This is a genomic window from Pseudomonas sp. MPB23 (genome assembly GCF_046605395.1).
Taxonomy (GTDB): Bacteria; Pseudomonadota; Gammaproteobacteria; order Pseudomonadales; family Pseudomonadaceae; genus Aquipseudomonas.
On the sequence record NZ_CP176771.1, the window covers coordinates 5,801,531 to 5,822,710 of the forward strand.

The following is a 21,180-nucleotide window of genomic DNA, read 5'->3' on the forward strand; positions in this document are numbered from 1 at the left end:
GTAGCCGTTTTTAACTGGCCGGTTGTTTCAGGTTAAAAACGTCGACTCAATCATAAATCGCCCGGCGGTGCCACCCCCCGCAAGGGAATGGGCGCCGACATGACGATGGACGTGCGCGTCTCGCCAAAGTGGTTGATGCTGCCGACGAAACGCTCCAGGTCGCGGATGTCGCGGGTCACCACCCGCAGGATAAAGGAGTCCTGCCCGGTCACGTGCAGGCATTCCAGCACCTCCGGCATCTGCTGCAACTGGCCGATCAGCCGCGCCTTGTTCAATTGCGGAGTGGTCATGCCGATCAGCGCCATCACGCCGTAACCGGCCTTCTCGGCGGAAACCGTTGCGCAGTAAGCCTCAATCACTCCGGCTTCTTCCAGGCGCTTGAGACGCTCGGAGGTGGCCGGTAGCGAAAGGGCCACCCTTGGTGCCAGATCTGTCAGGGAAATACGCCCCTCAAGTTGCACGATCTGAAGTATTTTCCAGGATTTTGCATCCAGCTCCATTTTTTCAGGCATCCCATTCTGAATTCGTAATTTATTCAGGTGATTACTCGAAACTACCGTAATTCCTGTATTCAGGATCGATGCATTGCAACGCAGAATATCGCCCATGTCCACTGTCCCGGAGCCTGCGCATGGCGACCCTGCTGTTTCTCAAATCCGTCCTGGTCGGCCTGTCCATCGCCGCGCCGGTAGGTCCCATCGGCCTGTTGTGCATCCAGCGAACCCTGGGGCATGGTGCGCGCATCGGTTTCATCAGCGGCCTGGGCGCGGCGGCGGCGGATGCCTGCTATGGTGCGCTGGGCGCCTTTAGTATCGGCGCAATCACCCACACCTTCGTCACGCTGGTCACCCCACTCGCCCTCTTCGGCGCCCTGTTCCTGGCCTGGATGGGCTTGAAGATGTTGCGCGCCACACCGCTGGAACAAGCCGCCAGTGCGAGCGACCAAGCCCGCGCGTTGCCGGCCTTTGCCTCGGTGTTCCTCCTGACCCTAAGCAATCCGCTGACCATACTCTCCTTCGTTGCCATCTTCGCCACCCTGTCCGGCGGCGAGGCGATGTCCGGTGCGAACGGGGCGGTAGTGGTGCTGGGCATATTCTGCGGCTCTGCACTCTGGTGGCTAGCCCTCAGTTTCGGCGTGTCCAGTATCCGTCATCGCCTGGGAGTTAGCGCCATGCAATGGATCGACCGCAGCGCAGGCCTTTTCCTGCTGGGATTCGCCACCTGGCAGTTGATACGCGTAATCGCCAGCTGAAAGTGGCAGAGAACGGTCAGAAGCGACGCTGCCAGGAAGGCACGTTTTCCGGGGGCGGTTTTACTGCGCTGTAATATCGATAGGACGCTCGTCAAGAACCGTTATCCCGTACCCGGAGACGGCAACCAGACTGTGGCGATGATTAGATAGCAGGATCACTTGCTGAACCCCAAGCTCAGCCAGCACCATGGCGCCAGTGCCGTAGTCACGAAGCTCCCTGACTTCCGCGTCCCGATCCCCCTGGCCGCGAAACTGAACGGTCGCAGTAAATGCATCGGATCGAGGCTTGTTGATGATCACTACCACACCCGCGCCTTCTTCGGCGATCACCTCCATTGCCCGGGCGAGATAACTTGATTCCTCACAGACTTCACCGAAGGCGTCGGCGAAGATAGAGAGGGCATGCATTCGCACCAAAACCGGCCGGGTTGGGTCGATGATGCCCTTGACCAAGGCAATTTGCTCGCTCTTGCTGGCTTTATTCCAAAAGGCATAGGCCAACCACTCTCCTCCCCATTTACTCTTGAAGGTCGTGGTGGCCTTGCGCTCGAGAAGATGGTCGTGGCGCAACCGATAAGCGATAAGATCCCGGATCGTACCGATCTTCATGTCATGCTTTTTTGCAAAAACGATCAGGTCGTCCATACGAGCCATCGTGCCATCGTCCTTCATGATCTCGCAGATCACACCCGAAGGATTCAGCCCAGCAAGGCGCGACACGTCTACGGAGGCTTCGGTGTGACCGGCTCGAGTCAGCACGCCACCATCGCGGGCACGCAGGGGGAAAACATGCCCTGGGGTGGTGATATCCGCAGGACCGTTAGCAGCACCAATGGCGACGGAAATCGTACGCGCCCGATCGCTTGCTGAGATCCCTGTGCTGACGTTTTCGCGCGCCTCTATTGATACGGTGAAAGCGGTTTCATGACGTGTTCCATTGGAACGACTCATCGGTTCGAGTTTGAGTTGCTCGATCCGCTCCTCCGTCATCGCAAGGCAAATCAGGCCTCTGCCATGGGTCGCCATGAAATTGACCGCATCGGGCGTCGCCATCTGGGCAGGAATAACAAGATCACCTTCGTTTTCACGATCTTCATCGTCGACCAAGATGAACATTCGACCATTACGGGCTTCGTCAATGATCTCCTGAGGCGAAGAAATATAGGATTGCGATTGAACAGACTGATTTGTTTTTTCTTGCATTATAGATTCTCCTTCGCCCCCTTTAGGGAATCTCCGAACAAGTCCCGGGTATGCGAAAATCGCCCGACCACCTGATCCGAGCCTCCCATGAGCCAGATGAGCTTTTCCGACTTCGAGTACGCCGGCAAGCGCAAGCAAACCCGCCGCGAACGCTTCCTTGCCGAGATGGATCAGGTCGTGCCCTGGGCAGGTCTGCTTGGCCTGATCGAGCCGTTCTACCCCAAGACCGGTGGCGGTCGAAAACCTTACCCACTGGAAACCATGCTGCGCATTCACCTGCTGCAGAACTGGTTCTCCCTCAGCGATCCGGCCATGGAAGAAGCGCTCTACGAAATCACGCCCATGCGTCAGTTCGCGCATCTGACACTGAGCGCGCCGATCCCTGAAGACACCACGATCATGAACTTCCGGCACTTGCTGGAGAAGCATCAATTGGCGCCTGCCATCCTCGCGGTCATCAACGGTTATTTGCAGGAAAAAGGCCTGTCGCTGCGCCAGGGCACCATCGTCGACGCGACCATTATTCATGCCCCAAGCTCGACCAAGAACAAAGACGGCGAGCGGGATCCCGAGATGCATCAGACCAAGAAGGGGAACCAGTATTTCTTCGGTATGAAGGCCCACATCGGCGCTGACGTTGAGTCGGGACTGGTTCATCACGTCCACGGCACCGCTGCCAATGTGGCCGATGTCACCCAAGTCGCTGAACTGCTCCACGGGGACGAAAACGCGGTCTATGCGGACGCAGGTTACACCGGTGTCGAGAAGCGTGAAGAGCACGAAAATCGTGACGTGATCTGGCAAATCGCGGCTCGGCGCAGCACGTATTCCAAGCTGAACAAACGCAGCCTGTTGTACAAAGCTAAGCGCAAGATCGAGTACTGCAAAGCGCAGACACGCGCCAAGGTTGAGCATCCGTTTCGGGTCATCAAGCGCCAGTTTGGTTACGTGAAAGTACGCTTTCGTGGGCTGATGAAAAACACGGCCCAACTGACCACGCTGTTCGCCCTGTCGAACCTGTGGATGGCTCGAAAACGACTGATGGGTTTGGGTGAGTTGCGCACTTAACACGGAGAACCGGGCGGAAAACGCTCCGCCGCACACTGTATTAGGCCGTTTTCAGGGAATAGCGCTGAGTGCCGGGCGAATTACGGCATGCCATCGCTGCGCGGCAAGTTGATCGGAGCATCCTTAGGAGGCCTGCCTGAAGCTCGGTGATATCGAAAACATAAATACTGTTCACGGGGTGTGAGCGGTGAGCAGTTTATTTTTTAGAATCAGCGCCGCTGGAAGCTCGTTTTCCGCACTGTTCACGGATTAGTCACTAAAGAGGCGGTCGAGATGAGATAGATACCTGGACTAAACTGATAGGCATATGAAAGAGCCCCTTGAGTGGAAAGTCTAGACGTATCGCGAGTTCCGCCTGCAGCGACAGCATCTTGCAACTCAGGACTCTCCCGGGTTTACTGTACCCAATCGCAGCCATATCGAATGGTCGACTCTCAAACAGCCCCACATAAAAAAGATTAACCGCAACGTTTTTATAAAATATATTACGATCCGATGGCGCAGAGTCGACTTTGATATCCAAATTCACCCCCCCAAGGTTAGTCGAATTTTTGGCAAGCTGCACCGTAAGCCCCGCATACGCCGCGTAGTTATCTTCCGCTTGCCCACCGTTGAACGTTGAATAGTCCGTTGTATTGTAAATAAAGCCGGCTCTGGCCCAGACAGGCAAACTGCCCGGCGCGAATTCGGTTTTATAACCAAATTCATTGACGTATATCGGACCGGTATTTTTGGTTCCCCACCTCAAACCGGTAGGATTTTCGTCCAACTCGTGGATCTCGCCGTCAGCACTGATACTGCGCGACATTGCGAAATGGTGATAAAAATGCTTTATCCATGGATCCCTGACGGTAATCTCTGCCGTCGGTATTGGTGAGTACACGCTCATCCTCACCAGTGATGGGATTGAACTCTACACACCTTGTGAGACCGACCCGGCGTTTCCAGTCAGATTCATTCCTACAAAAAATTGAGAGAAACTGTTGATAAACTGAGAGCCCAACGGGAACCCGTTTCGACCCAGGTCATAGGTGACATCTACGGTGCTGATTGTATAAGCACTCAGAATTTGCGCGAAATATTTTTGCGTTGTCGAAGAACTGTACCTGTTTTTAATATCGTAATCTGCGGCGGCACTGATCGTACCTCGAATGCCCCAACCGGCATTAGCAAACCCTTCTCGAGCACCGAATAATGTTGGCGAAACAGTGTCACACGTCGACGGCAAATAAATGGTCGTCATGATGCGAGTATTATACTTATCGTATTTTTGACAACCTTCATAACCCGGCGGAAGTGCCCCATCCTCCATGGGCGAAGGACTGAGGATTTGCGTTGATTGCACTACGGAAAACTCCGATGCCTGCCTGTCCTCCTGTATCTGTGCCTCCGTCATGCGTTCGGAGAGCGCTAAAAAAGTGAACACCGATACCAGCAAGACGATTTGACACATTGTTACGACGGGTCCATTCGGAGCCACAGTCCTCTTTATTTTAACCACAGCACTCTCCTTATTATCGAATAGCGATGATTACCACAACCTACACAACCCGTTACTTGCCCCCAAAAATAGGTGCATCTATCACAATATGCGCCTGAGATTTTTTCTTCCTGGTGGGCGAAAACAAGCACAGGTTTGTCACTTTCAATCCGGTGAAACCGGCAGATCCCAATGTTGTTCCGTGGCATTACGCCGTGTGGATGTGCAGGCACCACATATGACATGTCGGCCGAAAGAGGACTTCTCAAGGCTGACTGCACATTCACCATCGCGGCCATCGGCCCATGATGCGAAGGCCTCGGATCGCGGTGCTCTTTCGATGAGTGCTGCTAACCGGCGTGAACGGCTAGCAGACTGTCTTTATACAATCAGAAGTTAAACATTAGCGCCCCATTGACAATCAGAGCCGCGGGCATCTCCGATTCCGACACTGTTCCCGGGTTAGTGACGTAAGAAGCCGTCGATATCAGATATATACCCTGACGCAGCCGATAAGCGTATGAAACGGCTACTTGGCTGGTCTGTCTCGACGTATCATGAACTCCACCCATCGCCACAGCGTCCTGCAACTCGGGACTCTCCCAAGATTTACTGTACCCTATCGACGCCATATCGAATGGTCGACTCTCAAACGGGGCCACATAAAACAGGTTAATCGCGAAGTCCTTCGTATAGATATTGCGATCCGATGGCGCAGAATCGACTTTGATATCCAGGTTCAATCCACCTGGGTTAGTCGCATTTTTGGTGAGCTGCATTGTCAGACCAGCATACGATGCGTAGTTATCTTCCGATTTCCCACCGTCGAACTTTGAATAGTCGGTTGTGTTGTAGATGAAACCAGCCCTGGCCCAGACAGGCAGGCTGTCTGGTGTCATTGAAGTTTTATAACCCACTTCATTGACATACATCGGGCCTGTGTCCTTTGTGCCCCACTTCAGGCCCGTAGGATTTCGTTCCAACTCCGTAATGGCACCTTCAGAACTGACACTATTCGATACGGCAGAGTGGAGATAGAAGTTTTTCGTCCATGGATCCCTGATGGTTATCTCAGCCGTCGGTGTGGGTGTGAATACGCTCATCCCCACCAGCGCGGGAATTGAACTCTGTACACCTTGTGAAACGGTGCCGGCGTTCCCAGTAAGATTGCTGCCCACAAAATCTTGACTCAGCAAAAAGTAGCCGGCTTTAAGTTCCAGAGCGTTATCAAGCAATGGCACGGTGACGCCCAAAATGGCCACTGCGGGGTCCATATCAGCCGGTTCACCCTGCCCACCGGAAGAGTTAACTTGAGTCAGGCTACCGGTAAACTGAGAACCCAACGGAAACCCGTTTCGACCCAGATCATAGGTAACATAGATGTTGCTGATGGTATAAGCGCTCAGGTTTTGCCCGGAATATTTTTGCTGCGTCGAAGAGCTGTACCTATTTTTAACATCGTAATCTACCGCTGCACTCACCCTGCCTCGTATGCCCCACCCTGCATCAGTCAACGCGTCTCGCATACCGAATAAAGTTGGAGAAATGGTATCGCACGTCGTCGGCAAATAGATCGTGCTCATGATACGGGTATTGGTTTCATCGTATTTGAGGCATTTAGAATCGACCGGCGGAAGTGTCGTCCCCTCCAACGGTGGAGGGCTGACGATTTGCGCTGTTTTCGCTACGGGCGCCGTTGGCGTCTGCGTGCTCTCCTGTGCTTGAGCTTGTGCGATGCATGCAGATGCTCCCAGGAAAGTTAACAACCACACCCGCAAGGGAATCTCCGAACAAGTCCCGGGTATGCGAAAATCGCCCGACCACCTGATCCGAGCCTCCCATGAGCCAGATGAGCTTTTCCGACTTCGAGTACGCCGGCAAGCGCAAGCAAACCCGCCGCGAACGCTTCCTTGCCGAGATGGATCAGGTCGTGCCCTGGGCAGGTCTGCTTGGCCTGATCGAGCCGTTCTACCCCAAGACCGGTGGCGGTCGAAAACCTTACCCACTGGAAACCATGCTGCGCATTCACCTGCTGCAGAACTGGTTCTCCCTCAGCGATCCGGCCATGGAAGAAGCGCTCTACGAAATCACGCCCATGCGTCAGTTCGCGCATCTGACACTGAGCGCGCCGATCCCTGAAGACACCACGATCATGAACTTCCGGCACTTGCTGGAGAAGCATCAATTGGCGCCTGCCATCCTCGCGGTCATCAACGGTTATTTGCAGGAAAAAGGCCTGTCGCTGCGCCAGGGCACCATCGTCGACGCGACCATTATTCATGCCCCAAGCTCGACCAAGAACAAAGACGGCGAGCGGGATCCCGAGATGCATCAGACCAAGAAGGGGAACCAGTATTTCTTCGGTATGAAGGCCCACATCGGCGCTGACGTTGAGTCGGGACTGGTTCATCACGTCCACGGCACCGCTGCCAATGTGGCCGATGTCACCCAAGTCGCTGAACTGCTCCACGGGGACGAAAACGCGGTCTATGCGGACGCAGGTTACACCGGTGTCGAGAAGCGTGAAGAGCACGAAAATCGTGACGTGATCTGGCAAATCGCGGCTCGGCGCAGCACGTATTCCAAGCTGAACAAACGCAGCCTGTTGTACAAAGCTAAGCGCAAGATCGAGTACTGCAAAGCGCAGACACGCGCCAAGGTTGAGCATCCGTTTCGGGTCATCAAGCGCCAGTTTGGTTACGTGAAAGTACGCTTTCGTGGGCTGATGAAAAACACGGCCCAACTGACCACGCTGTTCGCCCTGTCGAACCTGTGGATGGCTCGAAAACGACTGATGGGTTTGGGTGAGTTGCGCACTTAACACGGAGAACCGGGCGGAAAACGCTCCGCCGCACACTGTATTAGGCCGTTTTCAGGGAATAGCGCTGAGTGCCGGGCGAATTACGGCATGCCATCGCTGCGCGGCAAGTTGATCGGAGCATCCCAAGGTTACTTTAACCTGGGCGACGACCGTGTTGCTGCAAGGCAATTGCGAACCACAGTCTCTCTTATATTTTATTTGGACCACAGTATTTTCCTTATTATTATTAATTGAGCTGAACTAAACAGCTGTCACTGCTACGAGCGCTCATAATCTGCTCTGTGGTCCAAAAAAATAGGTGCATCTATCGCGGTACGCTCCTCAACTGCTTAGGGATAGTCTGAAGTAGGCCGCTATTTTTCGACTGCTAAGCCATAGGTGCTTTCAAAAAACGGCGGCCGTTCAAAACCGATCACGTCTGCCGCCTATTCCATCCATTTTTTCCGCTGAACGCTCCTCGCAGCAGCTATTTTCCTCATTACGGACGCACCTCTCCTGCGCTGGAGAGCAAATATCGACGCGCCATCCAAAGGTTCGACAGGGCGAACAGCGTCACCATCTGAGCAGTGTTTTTCACCAAGCCTCGGAAACGCACTTTCGTATAACCAAACTGACGCTTGATCACTCGAAATGGATGCTCAACCTTGGCGCGAACCTGGGCCTTGGCTTTCTCGATCTTGCGCATCGCTTTGTACAGCGCGCTGCGTTTACCGTGTTTTTTGTAGGTACTGCGCCGGGCTGCAATCTGCCAGATGACGTGGCGTCCCGCATGCTCTTCGCGCTTCTCGACACCGGTATAGCCTGCATCGGCGCAGACCACGTTCTCAGCACCGTGTAGCAGTTTGTCGAGTTGGGTTATGTCCGCGACGTTGGCCGCAGTGACCACCACGCTGTGCACCAGCCCTGACTCATCGTCGACACCAATGTGAGCTTTGGCACCGAAGTAATACTGGTTACCTTTCTTGGTTTGATGCATCTCAGGGTCGCGTTTGCCGTCCTTGTTCTTGGTCGAACTGGGCGCATGAATCAGCGTGGCATCGACGATGGTGCCTTGTCGCAGCGACAAGCCACGGTCGCCCAGATAGCCATTGATCACGCCGAGAATACCAGCGGCCAACTCGTGCTTTTCCAGCAGGCGACGGAAGTTGAGGATGGTAGTTTCATCTGGGATCCGCTCCAGGCTCAGACCGGAAAACTGGCGCAAGATCGTCGTCTCGTACAGCGCTTCTTCCATCGCAGGATCGCTGTAACCGAACCAGTTCTGCATGAGATGAACCCGCAGCATCGCCATCAAAGGATAGGCCGGACGACCCCCTTCGCCCTTCGGGTAATGAGGTTCGATCAGGGCAATCAAACCCTTCCAGGGTACGACCCGATCCATCTCGATCAGGAACAATTCCTTGCGGGTCTGCTTGCGCTTACCGGCGTACTCGGCATCGGCGAAGGTCATTTGCTTCATTGAAAAGCTCGGCGATTGGTGTCCGGAGATTTTGCCAAATCAGGAAGTCTTTTTCAGGATTTCCTTAGCAAATTAAGGAAGGTCTGAAGCCGGTAGGCGTTTTTAAGTGGCCCGTTGTTTCAGGTTAAAAAACGTCGATTAAATCGTGAACCAGGCCTTCCCCCTCCCAACTCGTCTATTTTCTGCGAACACGCGCTTTTCAGGCACGCCCCTGCTGCACTTAACAAGCGTTTTCGCCTCATCCGCAGGTTTCACAGCGCCAAAAGCACGGTCTGCTGGGCCGCGCAGCAATCGACCAGAGCGTCTTGCGATCTTGGTGTTCCGCACGCCTCTCAATGCCGGTGCAACCTGCGTCACCAGAGACGTAGGTCTGCTCGCCATGGGGGGCAACTGATCGACTTGAGTCACACCTGCGAAATTGGCCGTCGTGCCCACCACGCCATGGACCAAACCCGATTGCGCAGCGACACCCACGCGCGATTCCCCCCGAAAAGTATTGATGACCTTTCTTGCTCTTGATCGAGCCGGGCGCATGAATGATCGCCACATCGCATATCTACTTCCCGAGATCGTTTTTTACCGACAAATCCCCCTTCGTCAGCGGCATTGATACACCTATATCCCTTCGATATTTCGATGCCTAATCATCTTTGGCTGCCAGCAGAGTCATGTGGATTGAGCCGCAGCGAGCCAGGCGCGACCTGGCGTGGAATCTGTAGCGGAAGGAGATAGACGTTGATTACCGTTAAAGACATCGCATTTGTGCGCTACCAGGTCACCGACCTGGAGAGCATGGAACAGTTTTTGGTCGACTTTGGTTTGCATCAGGTTGTGCGTACTGAGCGCGCCCTGTACATGCGGGCTGCTGGCGCCGACCATCATTCGCATATCAGTGAACTCGGCGACAAGAACGCTCCCATAGGCTTCGGTCTGAAGGCTCAGTCGCTCGCCGATCTGGAGCGACTCGCCGCGCACCTGAATCTGAGCGTCGAAGACAGCCTCGAGCCCGGTGGCGGCAAGCGTGTGCGCTTCACCGATCCGGCGGGATTCGTGGTGGACGTAATTCATGGCCAGACGCTCCATGCCCCCTTGCCGACGCGCGAGCCACTGGCGATGAATCCGGCGGTGCGGCGCCAGCGCTTCGGCAAGAAAGTACGCGTCGCATGCAGACCGAGTTCGGTCATGCGCTTGGGACACGTCGCGGTGCTCGTGTCTAACTTTCAGGAAATGCTCGCGTTCTATCGCGACGTACTTGGTTTCCGCGTCTCGGATACCTACTGGGCTGGCGTTCAACAGAACACGATCGCCGCATTTCTGCACTGCGGCCTCGGCGAGCAGTGGACCGATCATCACACGATCGCAATGGTGGCTGCACAAGACGGCGTGGCGCGTTTCGACCATTGCGCGTTCGAGGTACTGGATCTGGACGACCTGTTCCAGGGTAACGAATACCTCATGGCGCGCAACTACAAACATTCGTGGGGCGTCGGCCGCCACGTTCAAGGCAGCCAGATCTTCGATTACTGGCGTGATCCGTTCGGCAACAAGATCGAGCACTGGACCGACGGAGACCTGGTCAATGACGGCATGCCCGTAGGCCACGCCGAAATCTCCAACGATGAAATGAGCCAGTGGGCGCCCCCATTGATGCCGGAATTCTACGAGTGACCGTATTGCCAGTTAATTTTTTCAGGAGACACACTCATGAAGCTTGCGCGCTATACCCATGGCAATACTCCCCACGCCAGTATCACGACCCTCGGCGTTGTCGTTGACGAGCGCGTCTTGCCGCTCTCGGCGCTCGATCCTGCAGCGCCCGATACGATTCGCAACGTGCTTGCCAAAGGACCAACGTACATCAAGTGGCTTGCGCAACGGCTCGAAGGCATGGCCGGCGGGGTACCACTCGCCGAAGTCCGTCTCGAGGCGCCTATCCCCGATCCACAGAAATACCTTGCCATCGGCATGAACTATCACGATCACGCCGAGGAGGCGGCGCGCGCAGGTATCGCGATACCGAAGAATCAGCTGTGGTTCAACAAGCAGGTCAGTTGCATCACCGGACCTTACGATCCGATCTACAAGCCGAGTGTCTCGGACAAAATGGACTACGAAGCCGAGCTCGGTGTCGTGATTGGGCGGCGCTGCCGCCATGTGTCCATTGAAGAGGCAGCAAGCGTCGTTGGTGGCTATTTCGTCGCCAACGACGTGACCGCACGCGACTGGCAGTTCAAGAGTCAGACCTACACGCTCGGCAAGTCCTTCGACAGTCACGGGCCGATAGGTCCCTGGATCACGACCGCCGATGAGATCGCCGATCCACACGCCCTGCAGATGAACCTGTGGGTCAACGGCGAACCGCGCCAGAGCGCCAGCACCGGCGGCATGATCTACACCATCTGGGAGCAGATCCACGAGCTCTCGCAAGTGATGACACTGGAGCCTGGTGACCTGATCGCGACGGGCACATGCGCGAATGTTGGTATTGCACTGGGGAAATTTCTACAGCCCGGAGACGTTGTGCGCGTGGAGATCGCGCACCTCGGCCACATTGAGAACACCGTCGCCGAAGAGCCGGCTGGAACTGCGTTTATCGACTCGAATATTGCTTCAACGCCAAGGGGCCGGTGATGTTCGAAGTCAAATTGCTGATAGATGGAAAAATCGTGTCTGCGGCATCCGGTGTCACCTTCGAACGGCGTAATCCGCTTTCCGGGCAAGTGGTTTCGCGCGCCGCCGCGGCGACGGCGCAGGATGCTCGCGCCTCAGTCGATGCAGCGGCACGGGCCTTTGTCTCGTGGTCACAGACGGGGCCGGGCGCACGTCGCCAATTGCTTCTGAAGGCCGCCGATGCGGTTGAAGCGCGTGTTTCGCGGTTCATCGAGGCGATGGCCGCAGAAACCGGCGCGAGCGTCTCGTGGGGAAGTTTCAATGTACAACTGGCGGCAGCGATACTGCGCGAAGCAGCCGCGTTAACGACTCAGGTCAGCGGCGAGGTGATTCCTTCGGACCAACCGGGCAACCTCGCTCTGGCCGTACGGCAGCCGGCTGGCGTCGTGTTTGGCATGGCGCCATGGAACGCCCCGGTGATTCTAGGCATGCGCGCGATCGCTACGCCATTGGCCTGCGGAAATACAGTGGTTCTCAAGGGGTCGGAACTCTGTCCGCGCACCCACGGCCTGATTGTGGAGGCGTTGAACGAAGCAGGTTTCCCGCCTGGTGTGTTGAATTTCGTAACCCATGCACCGGCAGATGCGGCGGCAGTGGTCGAAGCGATAATTGCGCACCCCGCCGTGCGCCGCGTTAACTTCACGGGCTCGACACGCGTGGGGCGCATTATCGCCATCACTTGCGCACAGCATCTCAAGCCTGCGGTATTGGAATTGGGCGGCAAGGCGCCGCTCGTCATACTCGACGACGCCAATCTCGAAGCCGCCGTGGACGGTGCGATCTTCGGGGCGTTCGCCAACTCCGGCCAGATTTGCATGTCGACCGAACGCATCATTGTCGACGCGCGCATTGCCGATGATTTCATTCTGCATCTCGCTGCTCGTGCGCGCGCGCTGCCGCTTGGCGATCCACGCGGCAAGGATCCGGTGGTGCTTGGATCCGTGGTCGATATGAGCACAGTCGAACGCTGTAATACCTTGATCGACGATGCGCTGGCGAAAGGCGCAACGCTGCTGTGCGGCGGCAAAACGGATAACACGCTGATGCCGGCCACGTTGCTGGACAACGTGACGCCGGACATGCGGATTTACCATGAGGAAGCCTTCGGTCCGGTGAAGCCGATCGTGCGCGTCAACGGTGTCGAGGAGGCCATCGCCTGCGCCAACGACAACGCGTTCGGGTTATCGGCAGCAGTGTTCGGCGGCGACATTGCGCGGGCTCTGGAAGTGGCCAAGCGCATCGAGTCGGGTATTTGCCACATCAACGGCTCGACGGTGCATGACGAGGCGCAGATGCCGTTCGGCGGTGTGAAGGGCAGCGGTTTCGGTCGCTTCGGCGGTCGCGCGGGCATACATGAATTCACCGATCTGCGCTGGCTGACGCTTCAGACGACGCCGCGCCACTATCCATTCTAAAACCGATAAAAACAGGAGACGTCCCATGACGTTCGAATTCAAACCCGGCGTGCGCTATCGCATGCCTGTAGTGTTCGGGCCCGCGCCAGGCCCGCGCCAGAAACCCGACGGCAACCTCTGGAGCCCAGAAGAAACAGGCACGATGAACGCCCAGTGGATGACCGTGAGCTACCGCACCGAGCGATCGAGCCTGGAGCGCATCCTGCCCCCCGGCTTCGCTCTGCGTGGCGAGCCACAGGTTCATGTTTCGCTGGCCTATTTCCATAATCTATGGTGGCTGGCCGGTCGCGGCTACGGCATCCTCAACGTGGAAATTCCGGTCGTCTACACCGGCACGACGGAAAGGATCGAAGGCTCGTTCTGTCCGGTCCTGTTTGAGGGCATTCCAGATGCCATTATGACGGGCCGTGAGGAGCTGGGCTTTCCAAAGTTGTTTGCCGATATCCCGCTGCTAGACATCGATCATGAAGCGGGTACGGCTGGCGGGGAGGCATCGTGGTTTGGCTTCAAGTTCTTCGAACTCAAATTGAACAGCCTTACCGAAACCTTGGGTGACAAACGACTCCCCGGCCCCGGCGGCGCAACGCTGTTTTATAAATACATGCCGCGCACCGGTCCTTTGGGTAGCGGCGGCTGCGATATCGCCTATGCAACCACTTCGCAACCTTTGCCGGGCGCGACGGGCGACACCTCGCCAATCAAGTTCACCGACGCGAACTTCCGCAAGTGGAGGGGGACGGGAGGCTCAGTGAAGTGGAATCGCGCAACATTCGAACAGTTGCCGACTACCTCCCATGTGATCAACGGCTTGGCGGATCTTGAAATCCTCGAATACCTTGGCGCAGAGATGATCGAGTTTTCTGGACCAGGCATTGGCGTCAGCGCCAACGTAATTCGACTCGTGGAATAGACTGTGGCCTGAGCCTGGACACATCGATGATCGGATTGCTGTTTATGAAAAAAACCGCTTTGCAGCAATGCCATCCACTCCAGGCTCGAATCGCTCTGGCAAGGAAGCTTGCTCCCGTTGGGGCTACGTAGTAGCCCCCTTTTTTGGTTCACGGATTACCGAGAAAGACGTTCTGATCCTCATGAAAAAAGAATTCGCTATCCCGGTAACTGCACACCGTCCGCTTAATGACCTTTATTCGCTTGTCTATCCCCGCCAACTGCCCCGTGTGCATCGGCCAGGCGGCGCGTAGCCGACTGACGGCCTTCACGCGCTTTCCACAATCACGACAATCAACACGCCTGAGCAAAACGCGGAGGCACACCGCACAACCGAGAGTGGGTAAATCACGACGACTACTCATCGATGGTTGAACAGGTTTACGCGTAGCCTCCACAGCGCCGGAATCGGCTGGCATGGGGAATCAGATCGATCTGTGGCGCATCGCCAATAGGCTTGATCGAGACAATAGAAAAGCCCTCCCAAAAAGGGAGGAAAACATTACTACCGAGCATAAGAACGCCGGTTTGTTAGATGTGTTTGTTCGCACCAACATCATCAAACAAATCGGCGTTCCTATTTCTGCGTTTCCCGGGAGTGAGTGAAGAACCTTTTTCGAGCGCTTCGCACTGAAACGCCAGCCCTGCGTCGAATCAATACGTTGTCAAGTACATGAAGTTTGAGTACCAGGGCGCGACTTAGCGTACCCACGCATGGCACGTTGCGAGAGATCGTTGGTGAGCACAACGGGTCCGCTAACCACGCCGTCAAATGAACACCGGTTATTTACTTTGCGTAAAGCTCAACCGGGACGGGCCATTCCGGCGGGTAGTCCGGTAGGAGCGCTGCCAATATCACCGCGACCATCATAAGTCCAGTCAGGACAGCAAACGGGATGAAGTAACTTCCGACCACTTGCGCTATGGCACTGGTAATGAAAGGTGTCAGGCCAAAAGACAGCGAACAGATTGCCAGCGTTAAACCCTGAAGTTGTGCAAAGGCTTTGGGGCCGAAATAGCGAGCAACCAGGTAGGGGCCGAGCGCTGACTCCGCACCGGTAGCAAACCCCAGAGCGCCCATTGCCACATACAACAAAGACACCGAGCCTTGATTGACATAAGCGATGACCACCCCCATCGGAACCATTGCGAGCAATGGTGCGATAATCCAGGGCCGGCGACTGCGATCGAGGACCGTGCCGCCGATAAAAAGGCCCAAGATCGAAGCCATGAATAAAATAGATTGCGAAAGTGCGATGTCGCCTAAATCAAAGCCACGTTGCTGGAAAAAATCAACGGAGTTCTGTCGGACGGTCATCGGGCCCGCCGCCGTGATCGCCAGAAAGAACGTGATCGATAGCCAGGTCCTTGTCTTGATGGCGGCCCCGAGGGGTATGCCGGCCGCATCACTCTTACGCAGCGCCGGTACGGGCATGGGAAGGAGCTTGTCAGGCGAGCGACCGGCGGGTTCTGAAATGAGCAAGAGCCCTGAGGGAATGCCCAGCACAGCGATCAAACCAGCCATCACAAAGTAGGCCCCGCTCCAACCGATGCCACCTGCCTGGCCGAGCGTAGAAACCGATCCGGCGCTCCCATATATCAACCACTGGAACAATGGCGAAAATACTGCCCCGGTAAAACTTGAAAGGATGCCAATCAGCGCAAATCCGATGCCCCGATGCTCTGGAAACCAGCCAGTGATGACTTTGAATACCACGGCGAGGCTGCACATGAAACCAAACATCGCCGCCAGGATGATCATAGGAGCCAGAAACCACAGCGATTCGCCGACGAGGGGAATCAGCACCGTGGTTACCGCGTATAGAGTCACTGCGGGAATCGTGACCGCTCTCGCCCCCCAGCGATCCACCCACGCGCCTGCAATCGGCAGGATGAGCGGACCGAGCAGCAGCGGCATCGCAACGAAGATCAGGATCGCTTCAGATTGTGCTCGATGTGTAGCTGCCGAAAAGGCAGCCGTCACGAAAGGGGTAATCGCCGAAAAACCTGCAGGACTAATGACCATCAAGATCAGGCATCCAACCAAAGCTATGCGGGCTTTTCTGGGAGCCCCAACCAAGTCTGAAAAATAGGCTCGCAATGTTTTTTTTGAAGCGGGGAAGTAGAAGAAACCTGCGCCTGTCCCATAGGAATTTTTTCCTTTTGTATTGGTTTTTATTGGTTTTATTAATGCACGCCTGTTACTCATTTCGTTATTTCGATGATCGCAGCACTTCAGTTGCCGAGAGGTGAGTTACGCGATTGAGTTGCAGCCCATCCATGGTTCCAACTCACTGATGAATCCGATGCACGAACTTCATCGTTGCTTCTGGTTCGTTATATGTTTGCGAACAACTTTTCTCCGGCCCGTTTCGTAAACCCGGAATGTTCCGGGCTCCACCTACGGTTGCGACATCGCGACGTCGACCTATAGTGAGTTCACCGCCCCACTCTTCATCGTATTCTCAGATGTTGAAGCAGGGTCATGCAGACTATCGCCAGGTCTGACCGCAAATGTCGCGTTAGGGCGCCAACTTCGCTTAGGCCGACGGTTTCGGAAGTATGGGCGCCATCATTTTTTGGAAGGCGCTCCAATGCTCAACGAGCTTTCCACCTCGTACCCGGAAAACGGTGAGGATGTACCAGTCGTAGGTCTGCCCTGGCACGAGGGGGTCCGGCATCGGATGCCTGAACATCACGTATCCCAGTTCCCCTTCGACGGTCACATTCACCACCGGTGGGGCCGTGCCTCTATCCAAGGGGGCTTTTCGGAAATACTCAATCAGATTGTCCCGGCCGTTACCGAGCGCATTCGGATCATGTTGGATATAGTCATCGCTGACGAACTGCGTCATAACCGAAACGACATTTTCCTCGACAGCCTTGGCACGAACCATCTTGGCAAGAGCGACCTGAAAATCAATTAACAGGCGCTTGATTGCGGCGACTTCCGGGTATGGCGATGCCGACACTGCCGCCAGGTAATCCTCCCTGTCCAGCCAAGTCTCATAGAGCTTCGGGTCGTGGATCTGTGCGATGCCGTCAATGATTGTGAAATCAGTCATGTACTTACAGCCCCTTTTCTTCAGTATTGGAACGCTCCGGCACCGCGCCGGCAAACATGGGGAACGGCTTGAGCCCCAAAAGCCGCCGCCCATTGACCTCGGCTTGCGGATCCAGTCGGACGGCACCGTGCGAACTCAGGACGCGAACGTCGCGGACAAAACGCTGAATGGGGTTGCTCAGCGACACAGTCGATGAGCCGATTGTCTTTTGCAGCAGGTTGATAGCGTCCTCGCAAAGGCTCGCGACGTAAGCGAGGTTCAGACTGATTTCCGAGTCTTCATCAGGCGTAAAGTCGAGGCCTGCTGCTGTCCTGGCATCAACCTGATCAGCATAACCCTCGATCACAGCCGCAGAGACGTTGATCATGGCGAGCGCCTTGCCGGCAGCGACTTGCGCCGAAGCCATGTCTGCGATTGTCGGATAGGGAAGTGTAAAAGGCTGGCGTTTCTTGGCCTGCTCCACAAAGCAGTTCAGTGCACCGCGGGCCATGCCGAGCGCAATCGACATATCGCACAAGGAAACAGTCGTAAGCATCGCGAGCCCGCGTTGCTGATAAGCGGTGCCCTGGTAACGGGTGTGCAGATGCTGAAAACGCACAGGGTATTCGGCCAGGTCGAGGAATCGATGATCGGGCACAAATACTTCTTCGGCGATGGCCAGGCTATTACTGGCGCTGCCCGCCAATCCCATGACATGCCAGTCGTCGAGGATTTCATACTTCGAACGATCGACGACGACAACGCCACGCCCGGTACCGCCTGCGGTCTTCGGATCGTAAGTGATCCCCAACATCGCCCATTTGGCATGCTTGCATCCGCTGCCGAAAGCCCAGCGGCCTTTCACCATCCAGCCGCCGTCTACCTTGCGACCATCGCCGACTTTTGTTGCGAAAACCGATGCGCCAACGACGGTCGGACCAACCCAGTCTCGCGTATCTTCAAGAACTTCTTTGACAACCTCAGAATCAAGAGCCAGCAGGTTTTTCACCCCAACTGCGACGAAGCCAGCCCATCCGGCTGATCCATCTGCTTCGCCCAGCGTCGCAATGATGTCGACCAGATCACGCGTTCCCAATGCGTAGCCGCCCCATTCGGTGGGCATAGCCATCTTGTATACGCCGATAGCTTCGAGCGCATTGAGAACATCCGGCATCAGCGCACCAATCTCCTCGCCTTGGCGCGCCTGTTCCCGAATAAGGGGAATAAGTGCTCTGGCCTTATCCCGGATCTCGCGGCCCAAATCGGTCAACCATTGCGATTCGACGGGCCCTGCTGGGGGTGGCGGTGGCATACCTCCGGGCATTGGAGGCATTCCTGGTGGTGGCATATCGGAAATATTTGGCCCACCGGGAATAGGTGGCATACCGGGAATAGGCGAAAAGTTACTAGACATCTGTGAGCTCCTCTTATTTTTTAGCCAAGAACTTCGGCCAGAAACATACTGTACCGTACAGTACAGTTGCGTCAATTGCTTTTTGTCGACGGTAAGAAGATTGCGTTTCCGTGAAAGGAGGCCATGGGACTAAGTTTTTGATTCGCCCATGCTTATAAGCTATAAGGCCGGTGACGGTCGGCGCTCTCTGTGAGCGCCTTCCCAATGCGACATTGATGTAGGACCTGAATAATGCCCCGCCCGCAAATCCAGATTTCCAGATCAAAACGAGAGTTGATCATGGCCGCAGCCGTCGATCTTCTATTGGCAAACGGGTACGAGCGAACGTCCATGGACGCGGTAGCCGCCAAGGCAGGCGTTTCAAAGACAACGGTGTATGCGCACTTCTCGGATAAGCTGAAGTTGTTCCACGCCGTCATGGCAGAGGCCGCGTCGGACTTCGCGATCGACCTGGGCTGTGTGGTCGAAAGCCGATCGGTAGCCGATCCGCAAGAGCAACTCATCATTGCGTTGATCGAGGTGGTCAAGGCTGCGTCGGCCCCTCAGTTGACAGCTTATTTCCGTGTTCTCATTGCCGAGCTTGATAGACGCAGCGAGTTGCAGGCCATTTTTGAGCAGGTTCAGTCGGGAATGCCGGACGTGATCCGGATCTTGGCATCTCTAATCGTCGAGGTGGCCAATACTCGCGGTTATCGTGTCGAAGACCCTGAGCGATATGCGGCACTGCTGATCCGACTGACAGCACCGGGCACCCAGTTTGATACCCTGGTCTCGAACTTCCGCCCGCCGGACGAACTGTTGGCAGCGCATGTCAGGCTCATCGTAAGCATCTTCTTCGATGGTATAGGACCGAAAGACAGCGACGGAAAAGTCGCAGCACTGCCCTCCGCCTACATCTATCCGATCGGCCCTAACCCCTAGGCCGTCGACTCGTAAAAGCCTCAATGCCGAACGGGCCTCAACAGCACCGCGCAAAAAAACACGCTGGTCTGCCGACGCCGCAGGCGGCTGGATCCCTCCAGCCAACCGTGGCGGTTATGAGGCCGTTGTCATCCGACCAGGCACCTTCTCCTCCTGGGTCGGTTGGAGCACCCACGGCTTGGGAAACTTCGGGAGCATAGCCGCGAGAATGACCGCGATCACACCGGCTGCGATAAGCATCAGGAGAGGAACGGTGTAGCTGCCGGAACTTGTCTTGATCACACTGACAATGAAGGGGGACAGCGCCAAAGCCGGCGAGGTGATCGCAAGGGTCAGCCCCTGCAATGCGCCGAAAGACTTCAGTCCGAAGTACCTGGCGATCAATGTAGGAGCAAGTGTCGACTCTGCGCCGGTTGCGAAGCCAAGCAGTGACATCGAGACAAAGAGGAGCACAACAGAACCGCTATTGACGAGCGCGAGCGCCAGACCGATCGGTACCGCGGCGAGGAGCACCGCCGCGACCCATGGACGGCTCGCCCGGTCGAGGACAGTCCCGGCGGCTAGCAGTCCAAGGACCGACGTGCTGAAAAGTACGGACAGCGCGAGAGAGACCGTTGCCGGATCGATGCCAGCCTCGCCGTAAAAGTCCACTGCGTTAAGGCGTAGCGCAATCGGTCCTGCGGCAGCTAATGCGAGAAACAGCGTGATGGAAATCCATGCACGAGTCGAAACCGCCTTCTTGAACGGCACGCCGGGCAGACTGGCATCCACGGTAGTCGGCATGACCGCTGTCATGCTCACCTTCGGTTCACAGATGAGCCATAGGACAGCTGGGATACCGATGACGGCGATCGCGATCGCGATCATATAGTAGGTGCCGTCCCAGCCAAATCCCGCGAACACGGCTGGGTCGACGGCGGAAATCGCCCCTCTGGTAAGTTCGCCCGGTGGCGCGCCGGTACTCATGCCCGGCATCATCGGTGGCAATGCTGGCGCGTTACCGTTCACGAGCCACTGAAATAGCGGGGAGAAGACCGCGCTGAAGAGACTGGACGCTACCCCGACGAGGCCAAAACCGATTCCGCGGTGCTCGGGGAACCACCCCGAGATCACCTTGAAGGCTATCCCCAAGCTTGCACCGAATCCGAAGGTCGACGCGAGAATGAGGAGTGCACCCATCAGCCACGTCGTACCCGCGGTGAGGGGGATGATCGCCGTAGTGACCGCATACAGGATCAGCGCAGGGAGGGCAATGCGCTGAGCGCCTAGCCGATCGACCCAACGTCCGGCGATAGGCAGGACGAGCGGGCCGATGAACAGTGGCAGGGTAACGAAGAGAAGAATCGCTTCCGGCGGTGGCGTGCCTGTCTTCATTGCAAAGGCTGGCACCACAAACGGGGTGAGTGCCGAAAGACCGGCCGGGCCCATGGCCACGAGGATGAGACTGCCGATGAGTGCGCCCTTGGCTCGGCCGGACGACTTCAT

General features: G+C 56.2%; 19 protein-coding genes and 1 pseudogene. 9 read left to right on the plus strand and 11 right to left on the minus strand.

Annotation, left to right across the window (positions count from 1 at the left end; translation table 11 throughout):
• Positions 1-50 precede the first annotated feature (50 nt).
• Positions 51-608 carry an Lrp/AsnC family transcriptional regulator gene (locus ACLH0J_RS26315; protein ID WP_411389711.1) on the minus strand — a complete coding sequence of 186 codons (558 nt, stop codon included), beginning with the start codon at positions 606-608 and terminating at the stop codon, positions 51-53.
• A gap of 23 nt (positions 609-631) precedes the next feature.
• Between ACLH0J_RS26315 and ACLH0J_RS26320 the strand changes: the two genes are divergently transcribed.
• Positions 632-1,252, plus strand: a complete 621-nt coding sequence (locus ACLH0J_RS26320; protein ID WP_411389712.1) for a LysE family translocator — start codon at positions 632-634, stop codon at positions 1,250-1,252.
• A 60-nt stretch (positions 1,253-1,312) separates the two neighbouring features.
• Here ACLH0J_RS26320 and ribB read toward each other — a convergent pair whose 3' ends face one another.
• Positions 1,313-2,455 carry a 3,4-dihydroxy-2-butanone-4-phosphate synthase gene (gene ribB, locus ACLH0J_RS26325; protein WP_411389713.1) on the minus strand — a complete coding sequence of 381 codons (1,143 nt, stop codon included), beginning with the start codon at positions 2,453-2,455 and terminating at the stop codon, positions 1,313-1,315.
• A gap of 87 nt (positions 2,456-2,542) precedes the next feature.
• On the opposite strand from ribB, the gene ACLH0J_RS26330 reads away from it, so the two are divergent.
• Complete coding sequence (locus ACLH0J_RS26330) at positions 2,543-3,523, plus strand: IS5 family transposase (RefSeq protein ID WP_124530037.1); 981 nt, start codon at positions 2,543-2,545, stop codon at positions 3,521-3,523.
• A gap of 256 nt (positions 3,524-3,779) precedes the next feature.
• Here ACLH0J_RS26330 and ACLH0J_RS26335 read toward each other — a convergent pair whose 3' ends face one another.
• From ACLH0J_RS26335 to ACLH0J_RS26345, 3 genes are all read right to left on the minus strand, one after another.
• A complete protein-coding gene (locus tag ACLH0J_RS26335; protein ID WP_411389714.1) occupies positions 3,780-4,406 on the minus strand; it encodes a carbohydrate porin in 627 nt (208 codons plus the stop codon).
• A 30-nt stretch (positions 4,407-4,436) separates the two neighbouring features.
• Positions 4,437-4,976: a hypothetical protein gene (locus ACLH0J_RS26340; RefSeq protein WP_411389715.1), complete on the minus strand. Its 540-nt coding sequence runs from the start codon at positions 4,974-4,976 to the stop codon at positions 4,437-4,439.
• A gap of 416 nt (positions 4,977-5,392) precedes the next feature.
• Positions 5,393-6,775: a carbohydrate porin gene (locus ACLH0J_RS26345; protein ID WP_411392895.1), complete on the minus strand. Its 1,383-nt coding sequence runs from the start codon at positions 6,773-6,775 to the stop codon at positions 5,393-5,395.
• 68 nt (positions 6,776-6,843) lie between these two features.
• Here ACLH0J_RS26345 and ACLH0J_RS26350 point away from each other — a divergent pair, with 68 nt between their 5' ends.
• Positions 6,844-7,824, plus strand: a complete 981-nt coding sequence (locus tag ACLH0J_RS26350) for an IS5 family transposase (protein ID WP_124530037.1) — start codon at positions 6,844-6,846, stop codon at positions 7,822-7,824.
• Positions 7,825-8,302: 478 nt separating this feature from the next.
• Here ACLH0J_RS26350 and ACLH0J_RS26355 read toward each other — a convergent pair whose 3' ends face one another.
• Complete coding sequence (locus tag ACLH0J_RS26355; protein ID WP_198865554.1) at positions 8,303-9,283, minus strand: IS5 family transposase; 981 nt, start codon at positions 9,281-9,283, stop codon at positions 8,303-8,305.
• Positions 9,284-9,557: 274 nt separating this feature from the next.
• Positions 9,558-9,839, minus strand: a pseudogene (locus ACLH0J_RS26360) (transposase); the annotation flags it as partial.
• 179 nt (positions 9,840-10,018) lie between these two features.
• Here ACLH0J_RS26360 and ACLH0J_RS26365 point away from each other — a divergent pair.
• The 5 genes from ACLH0J_RS26365 (at position 10,019) to ACLH0J_RS26385 (ending at position 14,922) form a co-directional block, all read left to right on the plus strand.
• Positions 10,019-10,951: a VOC family protein gene (locus tag ACLH0J_RS26365; protein WP_411389716.1), complete on the plus strand. Its 933-nt coding sequence runs from the start codon at positions 10,019-10,021 to the stop codon at positions 10,949-10,951.
• A 36-nt stretch (positions 10,952-10,987) separates the two neighbouring features.
• Positions 10,988-11,914, plus strand: a complete 927-nt coding sequence (locus ACLH0J_RS26370) for a fumarylacetoacetate hydrolase family protein (protein ID WP_411389717.1) — start codon at positions 10,988-10,990, stop codon at positions 11,912-11,914.
• Positions 11,914-13,368, plus strand: a complete 1,455-nt coding sequence (locus ACLH0J_RS26375) for an aldehyde dehydrogenase (protein ID WP_411389718.1) — start codon at positions 11,914-11,916, stop codon at positions 13,366-13,368. Before ACLH0J_RS26370 ends, ACLH0J_RS26375 begins: the two co-directional genes overlap by 1 nt.
• Before the next feature lie 25 nt (positions 13,369-13,393).
• A complete protein-coding gene (locus ACLH0J_RS26380) occupies positions 13,394-14,278 on the plus strand; it encodes an acetoacetate decarboxylase family protein (RefSeq protein ID WP_411389719.1) in 885 nt (294 codons plus the stop codon).
• A gap of 455 nt (positions 14,279-14,733) precedes the next feature.
• Positions 14,734-14,922, plus strand: a complete 189-nt coding sequence (locus ACLH0J_RS26385; RefSeq protein WP_411389720.1) for a hypothetical protein — start codon at positions 14,734-14,736, stop codon at positions 14,920-14,922.
• A gap of 181 nt (positions 14,923-15,103) precedes the next feature.
• Here the strand turns inward: ACLH0J_RS26385 and ACLH0J_RS26390 are convergent, their stop codons facing one another.
• The 3 genes from ACLH0J_RS26390 to ACLH0J_RS26400 form a co-directional block, all read right to left on the minus strand.
• Positions 15,104-16,525, minus strand: coding sequence for an MFS transporter (locus ACLH0J_RS26390; protein ID WP_411389721.1), 1,422 nt, complete (start codon positions 16,523-16,525; stop codon positions 15,104-15,106).
• 331 nt (positions 16,526-16,856) lie between these two features.
• A complete protein-coding gene (locus ACLH0J_RS26395; protein ID WP_411389722.1) occupies positions 16,857-17,381 on the minus strand; it encodes a nuclear transport factor 2 family protein in 525 nt (174 codons plus the stop codon).
• 4 nt (positions 17,382-17,385) lie between these two features.
• Positions 17,386-18,630: an oxidoreductase gene (locus ACLH0J_RS26400; RefSeq protein ID WP_411389723.1), complete on the minus strand. Its 1,245-nt coding sequence runs from the start codon at positions 18,628-18,630 to the stop codon at positions 17,386-17,388.
• Positions 18,631-19,053: 423 nt separating this feature from the next.
• Here ACLH0J_RS26400 and ACLH0J_RS26405 point away from each other — a divergent pair, with 423 nt between their 5' ends.
• The gene (locus ACLH0J_RS26405) at positions 19,054-19,695 is read left to right on the plus strand and encodes a TetR/AcrR family transcriptional regulator (RefSeq protein ID WP_411389724.1); all 642 of its coding nucleotides are present in this window, start codon (positions 19,054-19,056) and stop codon (positions 19,693-19,695) included.
• Between the two features lie 114 nt (positions 19,696-19,809).
• Here ACLH0J_RS26405 and ACLH0J_RS26410 read toward each other — a convergent pair whose 3' ends face one another.
• The gene (locus ACLH0J_RS26410; RefSeq protein ID WP_411389725.1) at positions 19,810-21,180 is read right to left on the minus strand and encodes an MFS transporter; all 1,371 of its coding nucleotides are present in this window, start codon (positions 21,178-21,180) and stop codon (positions 19,810-19,812) included.